This is a genomic window from Acinetobacter sp. 1294243 (assembly GCF_000588015.1).
Lineage (GTDB): Bacteria > Pseudomonadota > Gammaproteobacteria > Pseudomonadales > Moraxellaceae > Acinetobacter > Acinetobacter pittii.
On record NZ_JFXG01000001.1, the window covers coordinates 375138 to 390889 of the forward strand.

At 37.5% G+C, this 15752-nt stretch carries 19 protein-coding genes; 2 read left to right on the forward strand and 17 right to left on the reverse strand.

The features are described 5' to 3' along the window. Window positions 1-44: 44 nt before the first annotated feature. On the reverse strand, window positions 45-1067 hold the full coding sequence (locus J655_RS06645) for an AraC family transcriptional regulator (protein WP_002117929.1): 1023 nt from the start codon (window positions 1065-1067) through the stop codon (window positions 45-47). Between the two features lie 121 nt (window positions 1068-1188). Between J655_RS06645 and J655_RS06650 the strand changes: the two genes are divergently transcribed. Next, window positions 1189-2736: a flavin-containing monooxygenase gene (locus J655_RS06650; protein WP_080973577.1), complete on the forward strand. Its 1548-nt coding sequence runs from the start codon at window positions 1189-1191 to the stop codon at window positions 2734-2736. Between the two features lie 46 nt (window positions 2737-2782). Then, on the forward strand, window positions 2783-3694 hold the full coding sequence (locus J655_RS06655; RefSeq protein WP_032007235.1) for a lysine exporter LysO family protein: 912 nt from the start codon (window positions 2783-2785) through the stop codon (window positions 3692-3694). Here the strand turns inward: J655_RS06655 and pyrF are convergent. The 16 genes from pyrF to J655_RS06735 form a co-directional block, all read right to left on the reverse strand. After that, the gene (pyrF, locus tag J655_RS06660; RefSeq protein WP_032052179.1) at window positions 3691-4389 is read right to left on the reverse strand and encodes an orotidine-5'-phosphate decarboxylase; all 699 of its coding nucleotides are present in this window, start codon (window positions 4387-4389) and stop codon (window positions 3691-3693) included. The genes J655_RS06655 and pyrF overlap by 4 nt on opposite strands. Before the next feature lie 177 nt (window positions 4390-4566). Continuing rightward, window positions 4567-4932, reverse strand: coding sequence for a lipopolysaccharide assembly protein LapA domain-containing protein (locus J655_RS06665; RefSeq protein WP_032007237.1), 366 nt, complete (start codon window positions 4930-4932; stop codon window positions 4567-4569). A 25-nt stretch (window positions 4933-4957) separates the two neighbouring features. Continuing rightward, on the reverse strand, window positions 4958-5260 hold the full coding sequence (locus tag J655_RS06670) for an integration host factor subunit beta (RefSeq protein ID WP_002121337.1): 303 nt from the start codon (window positions 5258-5260) through the stop codon (window positions 4958-4960). Window positions 5261-5416: 156 nt separating this feature from the next. Further along, window positions 5417-7090: a 30S ribosomal protein S1 gene (gene rpsA, locus J655_RS06675; protein WP_002121348.1), complete on the reverse strand. Its 1674-nt coding sequence runs from the start codon at window positions 7088-7090 to the stop codon at window positions 5417-5419. A 111-nt stretch (window positions 7091-7201) separates the two neighbouring features. Then, window positions 7202-7882 (reverse strand): (d)CMP kinase, encoded by a 681-nt coding sequence (gene cmk / locus J655_RS06680; RefSeq protein WP_032052180.1) that lies wholly within the window; start codon window positions 7880-7882, stop codon window positions 7202-7204. A 10-nt stretch (window positions 7883-7892) separates the two neighbouring features. Continuing rightward, window positions 7893-8333 carry an SRPBCC family protein gene (locus tag J655_RS06685; RefSeq protein WP_014206600.1) on the reverse strand — a complete coding sequence of 147 codons (441 nt, stop codon included), beginning with the start codon at window positions 8331-8333 and terminating at the stop codon, window positions 7893-7895. Between the two features lie 70 nt (window positions 8334-8403). Then, window positions 8404-8907, reverse strand: coding sequence for a tRNA adenosine(34) deaminase TadA (gene tadA / locus J655_RS06690; RefSeq protein ID WP_032052181.1), 504 nt, complete (start codon window positions 8905-8907; stop codon window positions 8404-8406). A gap of 5 nt (window positions 8908-8912) precedes the next feature. Continuing rightward, entirely contained in the window at window positions 8913-10037 is a 1125-nt protein-coding gene (locus J655_RS06695) for an enoyl-CoA hydratase/isomerase family protein (protein ID WP_014206599.1), read from the reverse strand. Continuing rightward, a complete protein-coding gene (ung, locus tag J655_RS06700) occupies window positions 10034-10747 on the reverse strand; it encodes a uracil-DNA glycosylase (RefSeq protein ID WP_005069527.1) in 714 nt (237 codons plus the stop codon). The genes J655_RS06695 and ung overlap by 4 nt, the downstream gene beginning before the upstream one ends. Window positions 10748-10800: 53 nt before the next feature. Further along, entirely contained in the window at window positions 10801-11397 is a 597-nt protein-coding gene (locus J655_RS06705; RefSeq protein WP_002121363.1) for a 6-pyruvoyl trahydropterin synthase family protein, read from the reverse strand. A 228-nt stretch (window positions 11398-11625) separates the two neighbouring features. Next, the gene (gspK, locus tag J655_RS06710) at window positions 11626-12585 is read right to left on the reverse strand and encodes a type II secretion system minor pseudopilin GspK (RefSeq protein WP_032052182.1); all 960 of its coding nucleotides are present in this window, start codon (window positions 12583-12585) and stop codon (window positions 11626-11628) included. After that, complete coding sequence (gspJ, locus tag J655_RS06715) at window positions 12586-13401, reverse strand: type II secretion system minor pseudopilin GspJ (protein ID WP_032052183.1); 816 nt, start codon at window positions 13399-13401, stop codon at window positions 12586-12588. Further along, complete coding sequence (gene gspI, locus J655_RS06720) at window positions 13401-13781, reverse strand: type II secretion system minor pseudopilin GspI (RefSeq protein ID WP_005069533.1); 381 nt, start codon at window positions 13779-13781, stop codon at window positions 13401-13403. The genes gspJ and gspI overlap by 1 nt, the downstream gene beginning before the upstream one ends. Beyond that, a complete protein-coding gene (locus J655_RS06725; protein WP_005069534.1) occupies window positions 13771-14325 on the reverse strand; it encodes a type II secretion system protein in 555 nt (184 codons plus the stop codon). Before J655_RS06725 ends, gspI begins: the two co-directional genes overlap by 11 nt. A 6-nt stretch (window positions 14326-14331) precedes the next feature. Next, the gene (locus J655_RS06730) at window positions 14332-14940 is read right to left on the reverse strand and encodes a TetR/AcrR family transcriptional regulator (RefSeq protein ID WP_005069536.1); all 609 of its coding nucleotides are present in this window, start codon (window positions 14938-14940) and stop codon (window positions 14332-14334) included. A gap of 36 nt (window positions 14941-14976) precedes the next feature. Further along, entirely contained in the window at window positions 14977-15750 is a 774-nt protein-coding gene (locus J655_RS06735) for a TatD family hydrolase (protein WP_005069538.1), read from the reverse strand. Window positions 15751-15752 lie beyond the last annotated feature (2 nt).

Consider the following 15752-nt stretch of genomic DNA (forward strand, 5'->3'; position numbering starts at 1 on the left):
TAGCGAACATTTTGTTCAACCACATTAGCTTTTAGCATCAAGAGTTACGACGATGACTCTTTTGCATATTGTCGAGGACTCTGTCCAAACCACCGTTTAAATGCATGATTAAATGCCGCCGGTTCAGAATAGCCGAGTAATTCGGCAACAACTTCTATTGAGTATTCCCTATATTCCATAAGCTTCAATGCCTTATTCTTGATAATTTGTTCACGAATTTGCTTATAACTCGTATTTAGCTGTTGCAGTTGATGCCTTAATGTCCTTTCAGGCATTTTCAATGCAAAAGCTGTTTCCGCCATGCTCGGGATAATTCCTTGTTGCAGTTCAAGATAATCTTGCACACATTGTATGATATGTGGAGTTTGATGATCTTGTTGATTTAATCTTGTTATTTCTGCAATACATTTTGATTCATAAATACGATGTGTAATGATATCAGCAGAAGGAATCTTGATTTCAAGTACATCCTTACTTAGGCTAAATGCCGCATATTTACCATTAAAATGCACATCTTCGCCATAATATGCAAAATAACATGACAAAGTATCCATATCAGTAGGCTTTTCAAATGGAAGTTCTATACGCATCGTAGGCATTTGTAATCCCATCATCGTATAAATATCTTGAATAAACTTATAAGTTCCAGAGACTTCACATTGTGCCCGTAACTGACCAATTTCCGTTTTTAAATCAACCGGCAAATAATTTAAAATCGTCCGCTCATCAGTTTCGTATAAAGCTAAGCTACCAAATAAATGCGTAAGCTTTTGATATTTTATACCCTTATTTAAAGCAGTTTGAATATCATTACTTGTGACAAGTAGCATAAGCAATGGGCCGTAACCGGCTAAAGCATAATGCTGTCCAATAAATAAACCCTTTTCAGGCTCTACATTTTTACTAATTATTTGTTGAATGTCCCATTCAAGACGATCATGAATTGTGGAACTCGGGTCTAAAGCATCGACTTTAATACCTATATCGGCCAAACGTGAGTCGACATCAATGCCAGCATTGCGCATTCCTTGAATTAAATAGATTAAACCAAGTATCGACCGTTTCATTCTTCTATCAATTTCCCTAGACTGAAATGTTTTACTATAAAGAAGCAAGAAAATTAATTGCCGAATCTATCAATTTTCACGTCGATACAATCATGTTTAAACTGATTAAAAAACGTTAGTCTTGCGTGCAATCCTCTTTTCAGCTTATGCAGGGTTTCCAATGCTAAACGCAAAGCAAGATGCTATTCAAAAAACTAAAATCGCTATTATTGGTGCTGGCTTTGGTGGCCTAGCAATGGCAATCCGTTTACTACAAAATCAACAGCAAGACTTTGTTATTTTAGAAAAATCAAACGATGTCGGTGGAACTTGGAGAGAAAATCGTTATCCAGGTGCAGCATGTGATGTTCAATCTCATATGTATTCCTTGTCTTTTGCACCAAAAACAGATTGGACAAAACGCTATGCTGAGGGACCAGAGATCTTTAATTATATTCAAGACATTACACAAAAATATAAAATTAAGGATTACTGTAAATTTAACCATGACGTAACTCATGTCCAATATGATGAAACACGTCATGTCTGGACTCTAGATTTTAAGGACCAACCTTCTATAGAAGCTCAATTTGTAGTTTTTGCATCTGGTCCCCTACACATCCCACAAATTCCTCCTATCAAAGGGATTGAAAAATTTAAAGGAAAAGTATTTCATTCCTCAAAATGGGAACATGACTATGACTTAAACGGAAAGTCAGTCGCATCTATTGGTACAGGTGGTAGCGCAATTCAATATATTCCTGAAATAGCCAAAGATGTTAAACAGCTCTATGTATTTCAAAGAACAGCTGCATGGGTAATACCACGCGATGAGCGCAAATATTCAAGCTTAAGTAAAGCATTATTCAAATCTTCTAATATTTATCGCCAAATTCATCGTAGTCGTCTTTACTGGAGTAATGAATCTCGCGTTGTGCCCATTGTTCAACCTCAAATCATGAAATATGGCCAAAAATTGGCAGAAGCATTTATCCGTTTTCAAGTCAAAGACAAAGAGTTAGCAAAAAAACTCACACCTGACTTCGTTATGGGATGTAAACGTATTCTTATCTCAAATAAATACTTTCCTACCTTTAACCGAAAAAATGTTGAGCTAGTAACTGATAGTATTCAAGAGATCAAAGAAAACAGTATTGTTACTAAAGATGGTCGAGAACGACCTATTGATTGTTTAATTTACGGTACAGGTTTTATTACTGACCCACGTATTTATTTAAAACATTTCACATGTATCGGACGTAATCAAATCGAGTTAAAACAAGCATGGAAAGATGGTGCTGAAAGCTATTACGGCATTATGACTAAAAACTTTCCCAACCTATTCCAACTGGTAGGCCCTAATACAGTTCTAGGTCATAATTCGATTATTTTTATGATTGAATCTCAAGTAAATTACATTTTACAGCTTATTCAGTTAGTAGAAGAGTCTGGTCAAAAAGCAATTGAGATCAAGCCTGAAATTCAAGACGCCTTTAATGAACGTGTCCAAAAGCAGCTGCAAGGAACCGTATGGCAAGCTGGTGGCTGTAGTAGTTGGTATCAATCTACCGATGGTAGAAACTTTTCACTATGGCCAACTTACACATGGAAGTATTGGTTAGAAACACGTAAAGTTAAGCCCAAAGACTACTTACTTTTAAATAAAAGCTCACAAAGCTATGCAGCTTAAAATGTTCAAGACATAATAGATAGGTTGATAACAATCTATCTATTATATGCAATCTTTTTATCTCATCATTCAAATTTTTTTAGCGCTTGCTTTCGGTTATTTCCTTGCACCAAAACTATCTCTAAATATCCGACACTTTATATTTAAAATACTGCCCTATTTTTCTTATATTCTTTTAGCTAGTGTAGCTTTGGAATTAACCTTGGCACTTGATCAAATCGAGAATCCTTCTGCCATACTTCCACCCGCTATTATAATTGCTCTTACCACGTCTTTTGGTTCGTTCTTTACGTGTTTATTTGCTTATACAATTTTTGATAAACAAAGTGTTAAAGGAAAAATTTCCCTACAACTTTTTGTAAATGCTTTAAAGAATATTGCGAAGGCTTTTCTTGCACTAGGTATCGGTGTTTTATTCGGCGCTATCATTACTCAATTCACCTCTCATATCGCATTTAATAGCTGGTATTTGTTATTACTTTTTATTTTTTTAATTGGTATCGAACTTGCCTTCACCCACTTTAACCGCACATGGTTAAGCTGGAAAATTTTAATTGTGCCCTTAGCTGCTTTTATAGGGTCTTGTATAGCAGGCTTTTTGAATTACTATTTACTTCTCAAGCATTTTACACTTAATGAAACTTTAGCTTTAGCACAAGGCTATGGCTGGTATTCAATGTCAGGGATTTTATTTACGCAATTACATTCGGCAGAGTTGGGTGGAATTGCTTTATTAACTGACTTATTTAGAGAAATTGTTGCCATTTTTCTAATGTATACCATGGGTTGGCGTTTTCCACGCCCTGCTATCTCAAGTGCGGGTGCAACCTCCATGGATGTTACCTTAGCAATGGTAAAACAGTCATGTGGTACACATTATGTACCACATGCCATGATGAGCGGCTTATTATTAAGCCTACTCGCCCCGTTATTAATTAGCTTATTCCTAAATTTTTAGGCAATCGAAGCAAGAATAGATTTCAACATTTCTGTTGGCTTTTCTGCTTTAGTAATCGGTCGACCAATTACCAGATGCGTAGAGCCATCAAGCATAGCTTGCTTTGGAGTTACAATACGTTTTTGGTCGTCTGCATTAGAACCTTCTGGACGAATACCAGGTGTTACTAAAGAGAAGTCTTGCCCAATTAATTCACGAAGAATCTTAGCTTCTTGAGCTAAACAAACCCCTCCATCCAAGCCACTTTCTTTCGTTAAATTAGCCAAGCGCTTTACATGCTCTACTGGCTCAACATCTAAACCAATATCTTTTAAATCTTCACGACCCATTGATGTGAGTACTGTCACAGCAATAAGTTGGGTTTGATAGTTACCCGCTTTTAAGCGTTCCACACAAGTTTCCATCATTTTACGGCCACCTGAAGCATGAACATTTACCATCCATACGCCTAAATCAGCCGCTGCACTTACTGCTTGAGCGGTAGTATTTGGAATATCATGAAATTTAAGATCAAGAAAAACTTCAAAATTTTGTTCTTGCAGTTTTTTTACAACAGATGGGCCTTCATGAGTAAAAAGCTCTTTACCTACTTTTACGCGGCATAAAGCAGGATCAAGCTGTTCAACAATTTTTAAAGCGTCATATTGGCTTTTTGCATCTAACGCAACAATGATACTCAAGAGACTTTCTTCCATCATATAAAATCAGCGTTATTATAATAGACAACTCATGAAGGAATAAAGGAATGTAGAGAACTGCTTTCCAAAATTAAAGTGATAAGAACAAAAGCGTTTATATTTAGAAGAATAAAAGAAGAGATAAAATTTAGAGAGATACTACTCTTTACTCATCAATAAAGAGTAGTACGGGGATTATAGCGGAGTAGAATTTTTATCTTGCGGATAAATATCTACAACGGTTTTTTCATGTCTTACATTTGCAGCTGCTTCAGCTGCTGCTAATTGAGCATTTTGGATTTGTTCTTTTCTTAAATGGTCAATATCTTTACGCAGGCGTTTAATTTCCCAACCTTTTTGGAATACTCTGAAAACTTGCACACCTAATAAAAGACCAACCACAGTTCCTAGTACCAATGTGAGTAGCAATAATAAGCCTAAACGCATAGCTGGAACTTGGGTAAATAACAAATCAACAGAAAGTTCTGTTGGATTCTGCAAAACAAGTGCTAAAGAATAGCCAAATACAACAATAAGCAATGCAATTAAAATATAACGCATAGGCACCCCGACTTATAAATTTTATTTATTTCCCAGATTCGTTTACAGCATCACGAAGGGCTTTTCCGGGTTTAAAATGTGGAACAGCTTTAGCTGCAACTTCAACTGATTTTCCTGTTTTAGGATTGCGACCAACTCTTGGATCACGGTGGTGTAAAGCAAAGCTACCAAAACCACGGATTTCAATTCGATTATCAGTTGATAGGGCTTCTATCATTTGATCAATCATAATTTTAACCGCCTCTTCCACCAAAGGTTCAGCTAAGTGTGGGTTTTTTAGCGCAATGCGTTCAATCAAATCAGACTTATTAAGAGCTTCAGTAGTCATCTACGACCTCGTTATTTATTGCTACTCTATGTCGTTCGATAATAACCTGTTTAAATACAAAACGGTAGCGCAGTATGTTGAATACTAGGCTACCGTTTACAGTAATTTGTATAAAAAGTACAATTCCGTTACATGAAACTGTACTTTGTTAACTTATTACTTCATTTGTGCTTTGATCAAGTCACCAATAGTCTTAGGACCATTGTCTTGACTTGTAGTTGCTGTACGCAAGCTAGCAACTGCTTCTTTCTCTTCAGCTTCGTCTTTCGCTTTGATAGACAAGTTGATAGAGCGAGATTTACGATCAACGTTGATGATCTTCGCTTCAACTTCTTGACCAACTTCTAAGAATTTAGTCGCATCTTCTACGCGGTCACGGTTGATTTCAGAAGCTTTAAGAGTTGCTTCAACTTCGTCAGCTAACTTAACAGTTGCGCCACGAGCATCAACTGCAGTTACAGTACCTTTAACTAAAGCACCACGTTCGTTAGCAGCTAAGAAGTCATTGAACGGATCGCTGTTCAATTGCTTGATACCAAGGCTGATACGGTTACCTTCAGCGTCTACAGACAAGATAACTGCTTCAACAGTGTCACCTTTCTTGTAACGACGAATAGCTTCTTCACCTTGCTCGTTCCAAGAAATATCAGACAAGTGTACTAAACCGTCGATACCGCCGTTCAAGCCAATGAAAATACCAAAGTCAGTGATAGACTTGATCGTACCAGATACTTTTTCGCCTTTCTCATGAGCTTTAGCAAACTCTTCCCATGGGTTAGCACGAGTTTGTTTGATACCAAGGCTAATACGACGACGTTCTTCATCAACTTCAAGAACCATAACATCAACTTCATCACCAATCTGAACAACTTTAGATGGGTGGATGTTTTTGTTAGTGTGGTCCATTTCAGAAACGTGAACTAAACCTTCAACGCCTTCAGCGATTTCAGCGAAACAACCGTAGTCAGTTAAGTTAGTTACGCGAGCTTTAACGATAGAACCTTTAGGGTAACGGCTCATGATCGCTAACCATGGATCTTCGCCTAATTGTTTAAGGCCTAAAGATACGCGGTTACGTTCACGGTCAAATTTAAGTACTTTAACAGTAACTTCTTGACCAACTTCAACAACTTCTGAAGGGTGCTTGATACGCTTCCAAGCCATATCTGTGATATGTAGAAGACCATCAATACCGCCAAGATCAACGAATGCACCGTAATCAGTAAGGTTTTTGATTGTACCTGTAACTGTTTGACCTTCTTCAAGTTGAGCAAGTAATGCTTCACGGTCAGCAGAAGATTCAGCTTCCATAACAGCACGACGAGATACAACAACGTTATTACGTTTAGCATCAAGTTTAATTACTTTGAACTCTAACTCTTTACCTTCAAGGTGAGTAGTGTCACGGATAGGACGAGTGTCAACTAATGAACCTGGTAAGAATGCACGAACAGGACCGATGTCAACAGTGAAACCGCCTTTAACTTTACCAGAGATAACACCAGTAACGATTTCGCCATCTTCAAAGATTTTTTCAAGTTTAGTCCAAGTTTCAGCACGCTTAGCTTTTTCACGTGATAAAACTGTTTGACCCATACCGTTGTCAAGAGCTTCAACAACTACGTCAACAGTATCACCAACCTGAACTTCAAGTTCACGTTGTTCATTTAAAAATTCAGCACGGTCAACAATGCCTTCAGACTTTAGGCCAGTGTCAACAGTTACCCAGTCGCTATCGATGTTTACAACAACACCTTGGATGACTGCACCCTTTTCAACGTTGAGGTTTAATTCACTTTCTTCAAAGAGGGCTGCAAAAGATTCGGTCATGATATACCTGATAAATTCAGCGGTCTTGGATCAGACAAGGCCGGTTTAGTTAAGTATCAACATAGTCTTTATAGACTGATCAAGCTATGCTTCAACTGATAATTCTATTTACTAAATAGTACGGCTATCGACATAATCAACCATTAACTTAAATACCTGATCGATCGTTAATTCCGAACTATCAATGATATAAGCATCTTTGGCTGGCTTGAGCGGAGCAACTTCTCGCTCCATATCTCTTTTGTCTCGTGCCTGTATATTAGCTAAAATGTCGTTTATTTTAGCATCTAGCCCCATACCCTGCAACTGTTTTACTCTTCGCTCAGCGCGTGACTCTGCCGAAGCTGTCAGATAAATTTTGGCATTGGCTTCTGGAAAGATAGATGTTGCCATATCACGACCATCTGCAACTAAACCAGGACTTTGCGCAAAAGCTCTTTGTCTTTCAAATAGTGCCTGTCTAAGCTCTGGAACCACTGCAACTTTTGATGCGTACTCACCAACTCGTTCTGTACGAATTGTTTGAGATACATCTTCGCCATCCAAGAAGACCAAAATCCCTGAGGTAGACGTTTCAAATTTAATGTCCAGTTGACGTGCATATTGAATACATTCATCAAACTGACTGTCTAATTTCTCTAATAAATCGTGTTTATGTAATGACAACCCTAATAAACGATATAAGGCACCCGAATCGAGTAAATGATATTGATAATGTGCTGCAAGTTTTGCGGCCAATGTTCCTTTACCCGAACCACTCGGACCATCAATAGTAATAATTTGAACTGTCATTGAACTCTCACTAAGAAGCAAATGCTTTAGCTAATCTCGAAAAGCCTAGTGTAATGGCTAGTTTTAGCTGTGCAAGGATTAATTTACTGACCACTGGCGCTTTTGCCGTTAACTCGATGCGGTATGTAACTAAGGTAATGTATGGAGTAATCTCAGAAAACTCGATTCTACCTAAATGGTGTTTAATCAAAGGATTGTCTATTAATTTATACTCAATACTTTTATTTTCTTCCAACAATGTAATTTCTTCTTTAAGTGGCTTAATTGGACCAAATCCCATACGTCGAATTGAGCCTAAGCCATCAGGTCTTTTAGAATCTGCGGAGTCTTTAACACGCACAACCTGTAAAGGTGCAAAAGCAGTATTGTAAGTTGAATGCTTAGAGAGCAAATTAAATACATCAGTAAGAGGAGCATTAAATTCTTTTTCTACGGTAATTACATTACGCATTGGATCGTCCTTATTAAATAGAATCATGACATTAAAACCGCATTAGTTTGCCATAAGAGTATGTTAATTTTTAATCATTTAAGGACGCTTTTTGTTGTTTCTCTTGTTTCTTTTGCTCACGTCTTTGTTTAAAAAAATGGCTAAGCTGTTGTGCACATTTTTCTTGTAGACAGCCATTCTGAAATGTAAACCTATGATTATAATAACCTTGCTGTAATAACTGACGCGCACTCACCAAAGAGCCTGCTTTAGGTTCTGGCGTACCAAAAACCACATGTTTAATTCTTGCATGTACGAGCGCACCTACACACATAGTACATGGCTCAAGAGTGACATATAAAGTCGTATCTTCAGGTAATCGATAATTTTCTAAAGAGGAACACGCTGCACGGATAGCTTGAATTTCTGCATGTGCAGTTGGATCTAATAAAGTAATTGGAGCATTATAACCAGATCCAATTACTCGATTTTGGCTCACCAGAACCGCTCCAACAGGTATCTCACCCTGCTGGGCGGCTAATTCAGCTTGCTCGTAAGCAAGCTGCATCCAGTATTCATCACTATATTCAGTCATTTATTTTAGGTGATCACACCGTGTTGTCTAAGTAAGGCATTCCAGCTATCAATTGAAGTTACTGGTGGACAATCAGCCAATATACCTCTCAAGCTTAGATCGTCACATGGTTTCCATTCAGGTGATAAATCTTTATCAACTAAGCGTGCGCGAACACCTTCCACAAAGTCAGGATGACGGATTTTCCACTCAGAAATCTGAGCCTCTAGATCAAAGACCTCATCCCATGAGTGGATTTGTTTGCCCCATTGCCACAGTAACCAAGTAATTGCCGCGGTACTAGGAGATCCTTTTTGCAAATTCTCACTCGCTTGACGTAACCAATCACTGCTCGCATCACGTAAGCTAACAATAGCTTGATAGTCTTGTTCAAAATTAAAACCACGGCAAACACTATGAATTACATCAAGTGAGTTTTGCAATGGCCCTGCCGCAACAGGACGGTGTAAACTATTTAAAGTATCATCAATTGCTCGGAAATCCCCTGCAGGATAATGAGCCCAATTAATATTTAAAACTTTTTGCAAAACATTATCACGCTGAGCTTCACAAATATGTGTTGCCCAACCGATGCTATACGCCCCAGCAGCAGTCATGATTGAACCGGTTAAGCCCGTAAACAAACCTATTGGACCACGATCTGCCAAGAAACGGCTCGCACCAACATCAGGATATAAACCAATATTAATTTCAGGCATTGCTAAACGTGAATATGGCGTCACTAGACGGAATGGTGCAGCCATAAACAAGCCTAAACCACCGCCCATTACATAACCTTCTCCCCAAACCACAACCGGTTTAGCATAATTATGTAAAAGTAAATCTAAAGCATATTCCTGCTGGAAGAACTTATTTGCGGTATCGACTTCTTGATTTATAACAAGTTGGCGTAATTTTCTAACATCACCACCTGCACAAAAAGCTTTTGGTGTAGTTGAGTCTAACCAAATTGCTTTAACCTGTTCATCGTCACGGAAATCTTCAAATACACGCAATAATGCCGTTACGATTGATTCGTCTAAAGCATGTAACGATTTAGGACGATTCAAACGTACTATACGCCAGCCGTTTTTTGCTTCTTCAACCACCAAGTCCGGGTGATAGTTATTTACATTGGGAGAGTTCATCATGCGTCCAATTGCCAGTCTATGGGCTCAATGCCATGTTGTTTCAAATATTGATTTGTTTTTGAAAACACTTTGCATCCAAAAAATCCCCCTCTATTTGCAGCAAGAGGTGATGGATGTGCGGCTGTTAAAACCAAGTGTTTATCTCTATTTATACGTTGTCCTTTGCGCTGTGCATAAGCACCCCACAAAATAAATACTATATGTTGTCTCTGTTCATTTAGAACATCAATAACTTCATCAGTAAAGGCTTCCCAACCCTGCTTTTGATGTGAAGTCGGCTGTCCAGCCTCAACGGTAAGCACACTGTTGAGTAAAAGCACGCCTTGCGTAGCCCATTTTGTTAAGTCACCATGACGAGGAGCCGGAATACCCAAATCTGTATGTAGTTCATGAAAAATATTGCGCAAAGATGGTGGTAATGCAATACCTTTTTGAACAGAGAAACTTAATCCATTCGCTTGGTTTGGCCCGTGATATGGGTCTTGACCTAAAATCACAACTTTCACATCAGCTAATGGTGTGGTATTTAAAGCATTAAAGATCTGTTTACTAGGCGGATATATTATTTTCTGAGCTTGTTTCTGTTGAAATAAGAAATCGCGCAAACTATCCATCTGAGGACTTAATAGAAAAGGTGCTAAAGATCTTTTCCAACTTTCTTCTAATTGAACTTTACTGAGTTTATCTTGCTGTTGCTCAGTTAATTGCATTAATGTCATCCTAGATCAATTTTCAATTCTACAAATAAAATAAGTAATTCGATTTATACTTCGACTTGCAAATCAACTTGAGGATTATTAAATTTAATCCCTTTTTTCAAGTCTTCATACATTTGTGGATTTGCCCACTCTATCTGAATTTGTTCTGAAAAAACAATTCCATCAAGACTTAAAATACCCATTTGTTCGTTTTGAATATCTTCAATAAAGCTCTGAGCATATCCAGTATCAGTCTCATGAACAATAACAGAATATACTTCAACATCACCTTCCCCATTTTGAGTGACTGTTGATTGTAAAACTTGCTGAGCTAGATAAAAGAAAATACGTGAAAACTGTTCAGCCGACGGTGAAACAGGTAAAGAAATCCAACGAGCACTAAAAGTCTGACATGCATCAATATATTGAGAATCATCTTTTTCCCAAAAACAGATTGCGTGATCAAAGCTGTCGAATAGGTCTTTTATTACTCCTTTTAGGAGTCCAAAATCATAAACCATTTGCCCATGATCTAATTTCGAAGCTTTAAGCAATAACTCAACTTTATAGCTATGTCCATGAATTGATCGCTTACAACGATCCGATGTACAGTTACGTACAACATGTGCATTTTCAAACTTAAATAACTTACGAATTAACATGTGCCAAATCGATCATTCCTTCTAAGAACATTATTATAAAGCAAAAGACGAAAATTTCGCACCACTTTTCAATTAGAAACAATTAGCAGAAAGTATGATAAGACTTATGAAGAAACATTGAATATAAACATATAGAAAGTTTATATTTACTTTAACGTTTAACTTGAGAAAAATTTATAATCACAAACTTCAAAAAACATCTTAAGTAAATAAATCATAAATTTTCAATTAGTTAAAAGGCACTATACTTCTAGAATATACATAAACCTGCTTATCACTGCGCATTAAGGCACTTGTAAACTGCCTTTTTCTATTATTCAACACAACCTCGATTTGTGCTTGAAAAAAGTTCGACTTCACATCTAAAAGGCTATTAACTTCAGTTTTCTTTTGCGCATCAACTGCTGAAAAAGCACTCAATTGCCATAATTCATCAATATTTTGAAAGAATTTTAAATTCTGTTGGCGTAATTGAAGTTCTTTTTCTATAGTCCCTAAATCTAATTTTTGATCAATACTCGCTAATACTAATGGTGATGCGGTATTAACATTCACTTTTATATTTTCAGGTAATGCAGAAATGTATGGTGCTATTAAATCATATTTCTTGCCTTCAAAACCTCTTACCAATTTCAACTCTTCTATACGATGAAATTTAGCATTTGAAGCCAAATAGCCAGGGTCAAGTCCTTCATAATAGTTACTTTCTGCCCCCATAGGGCCGCTTGGTTCATCATCTGGATCTTGCCAATCAATAACTGCTTGACTTAACTCTGCTGGCAATCCTACACGCACAAGCAATCGCTCAAACCAATTTTTAGCAGCTTCGTTTACCTTACCTTCATTGGTCGTTAAATTGTTTAGATTAAATTTTCCAGACTCATCTAGTAAGCGCCCCGATACGGCTCCATCTTCTATTGGGAAAGGTGGCATTGGCTGAGCCCAGCTTTCCTTTAAATGATCGATGCCACCAGCATTATTTGCATCTTGAATTAATAATTCAGAAAAAAAAGCTTCTGCACTTTTTGCATAGAGTAATGACTGATTTTGACGCATCAAATAACCCGTATTTTCCATCGTATTAGTTTGATGCTTTGCGATAGAGGCAGCTAAAATTGTAGCCAAAGCCACCATTATCAAAATTGTGAGTAACGCTACACCTTGCTGATTTTTTTTATATAGTAACATTTATTGACCTCCCTGTTTGGAGAGCGATAAGTCACCTTGATTTAAGCTATAAATCCACTCATAACTTACACCTGCAATCGTGAGTTGCATTTTTATTCCTTTTGGCAACTTCCTAAATTCATCAGGTTTTGTAGGGTCAATATTAACTTCAGGCCACTTTGTTACTTCTTGAGGTGTCAAAACCATAATTTGAAATTGTTCAACTTGGCTCAGCAGCGTACTTGATAAGGGTTGCTCTCTATTTGAAGTATTTAAGTTACTATATTTTAGGCGATAAAGCTTTTTTTGAACAGGATCATATCGATATTCGATACGCTCAAAAGGTGATAATCCTTGCTTTAATGGATCAGTAACACCCGCCTTACTAAAGCGGAGAACTTGATTATCAATCTCTAAAGCTGGACGTAATTGCCCGCCTTGATTGGCTGATAAAGGTATAATTTGCAATGTATCACGCAAAACTTGTTGATAAGCATCTTGTAATTCAAATAGCTGCACTTCATGTTGAGTATTACGATCGCGAACTTTTAATAAATAGTCAAAAACCTTCCACCCCAACAAAGATAAAATAGCAAAAATTGCAATTGAAACTAAAAGCTCAACTAAAGTAAATCCTGAGGCACGAGTTAATCGAGCACTGCTCGATCGTGTCGCAAGATGAGAAACTATGTTTCGAGTGTGAGAGCCTTTAAAGCGAAGCTTTGTCTGAGCGGAAGACGAAGAGCTTTGCTCAGAGTAACCCCTCATCATCTGCTCCGATCGTGCCGCAAGACGTGAAGCTGGGCCTGGAGAGCAAAAATATTTATTCTTTATCATTATTTTGCTTTCATTGGGTAATTAAAAAATACCAAGTGAGTAATACCATTTTGAACTTTCCCCTTATCAGAATCATATAAACTAACTTGTACATCTACTTTTTGAACATTTGGACTAATTGTAGATTGCGCAGATTTATCAATCTGCCAAGTCTCACCTTGAGAAGTCACTTGCTTGCTTTGTGTACCTTCGAGCCATTCCTGATTTATTTCCATTAAAGCAACTTCATTCATTGCGACAAACTGTGCTTTTGTTCTAAGAATTGCATTTGAGGTAGATTGAGTATATTGCATGGCTACTTTAGTTAACGCGACAGCCGCCACTGCAAAAATTGCTAAAGCAACCATTACTTCTAATAGAGTAAAGCCTTTAGATTTCATTTATTTTACCCAAATGATCAATTTGTATTTCTGAACCAATTGGTTTTTGTTCAAAGTAAAACTGTATTTTCACAGTTTTAGCTTCACCGTTACCGAACCAGATTAACTGAGGAGCCTGCCCTCCAATTAAATCGGTATTCGTAGCTTTTGAATAGTTTTGCTTATCTAAAGGTTGTATTGTAAACGATACATGTTTAGGCAGTTGCCGCGTAGTAAATTCTGAATATTTTTGCCAGCGATTTTTTAAATCTTGGACCTGTAATTTACTCTGGTCATGATACTCATACAATTCATAAGAAAATGGTGAAACATCTGTTTCACTGAGAGTAGATAAAGCTAAAACACGAGACTGATCAAGCGACTCTTTACCAATCTTATGCATATCAAGCAAAAATAACTCTCTTGCTTGCATCGCTTTCTTTTGGTCAACCCCACCTATGTTGAGTACAACTAGAGAGGTCATAATGGTCATAATAACAATCACCACCATCACTTCTATGAGAGTAAAACCTTTTTGAGATTTAAGTGGTGATTGAGATTTCATATCGACCTAAGCATATTGCTCAACAGCTTGTTTAGGCAAGGCTAAAGCCTGATCAATATAAGCCACTCTTAAAGTGTCTCTTGAACCTAAATATCGTTGATAAAAACTTGAATTGAGAATAGCTGCCGCACCATGAGTTAATGACCAAATAGAAGCAAGATAATCTCGTGTAGGCATACTGCTTTGAATAGATTCTAGGTAGTGGTCTGTCATACGAATGATAATTCGCAATCTCTGTTTACGCACTTGATAAAGTTCGTGAAAAAGATGATGTACGCCTTGAGCAGTGATTGAGAGTTTTTCCTCAATTTGATGGAATAAAACTGTTCGCTCAGGATGATGTAAATGATGCAACATGAAAAAAGCCAAATGCTCTGGAAAGGCTTTTTCAGTATCTTGAACCATTTCAAGTAACATACGCTCATTACGAATAATCAACAGCATGTACAACTCATCTTTACTTTGAAAGTGTTTGTACAAAGTTCCTTTTGCTAAATCAAGCTCAGCAGCCAAGACATCGAGTGTCATTCCGGCTTCGCCATTTTCTAGCAATAATTGTTCCGCAACCTGAAATATTAATACTTCTCTTGCTCGGAACTGAGCCTGACGATCCATCTTCACGCAATTACTCTCTTATATAGTTTCTATAACCTAAATCGCTTTTAGCAAGTTCTCAAAATTTTGTGAGGTGATCATTGCAATTTCCTCAACCGATTTATCATATACATCACTTAGCGCTTTGGCTACATAAGGCACATATTTTGGTTCATTTGTTTTACCACGATATGGGACAGGTGCTAAATACGGGCTATCTGTTTCAATTAAAAGGCGATCTAGTGGAACCTGTTTAGCTACATCGCGCAAATCCTGTGCATTCTTAAATGACACAATACCGGAAAAAGAAATGTAATAACCACAATCAAGCACAGCTTTAGCAGTTTCCCAATCTTCAGTAAAACAATGCAGAATCCCATGTGTTGAGTGTTCAGCACGGATAATATCTACCGTATCATGCTTTGCTGATCGGGTATGAACGACAACTGGTTTTTTTACAATTTTTGAAGCTTGGATATGTCTTGCAAAACATGCTTTTTGCTCTTCAATAAAATCAGTACTGTGATAATAGTCCAGTCCAGTTTCACCTAAAGCCCATACTTTTTCTGATTGAGCCAATTCAACCAAATACTCAGTTGTTGCACGTGCCATTGTGCCCACATCCTCACAAGGGTGTACACCTACCGTATAACCAACATCTGCATGTTTATTTGCAATTTCAGCCAATGCAATATGGTCATCGAGATCAACGGAAATTGCCATAAACTTAGACACTCCTTCTGCTCGCGCCGCTGCAAGCGCAAGGTCCAGATCACCGTTATAAGGCGTTAAATCTAACATCGTTAAATGGCAATGCGTATCAACAAACACTT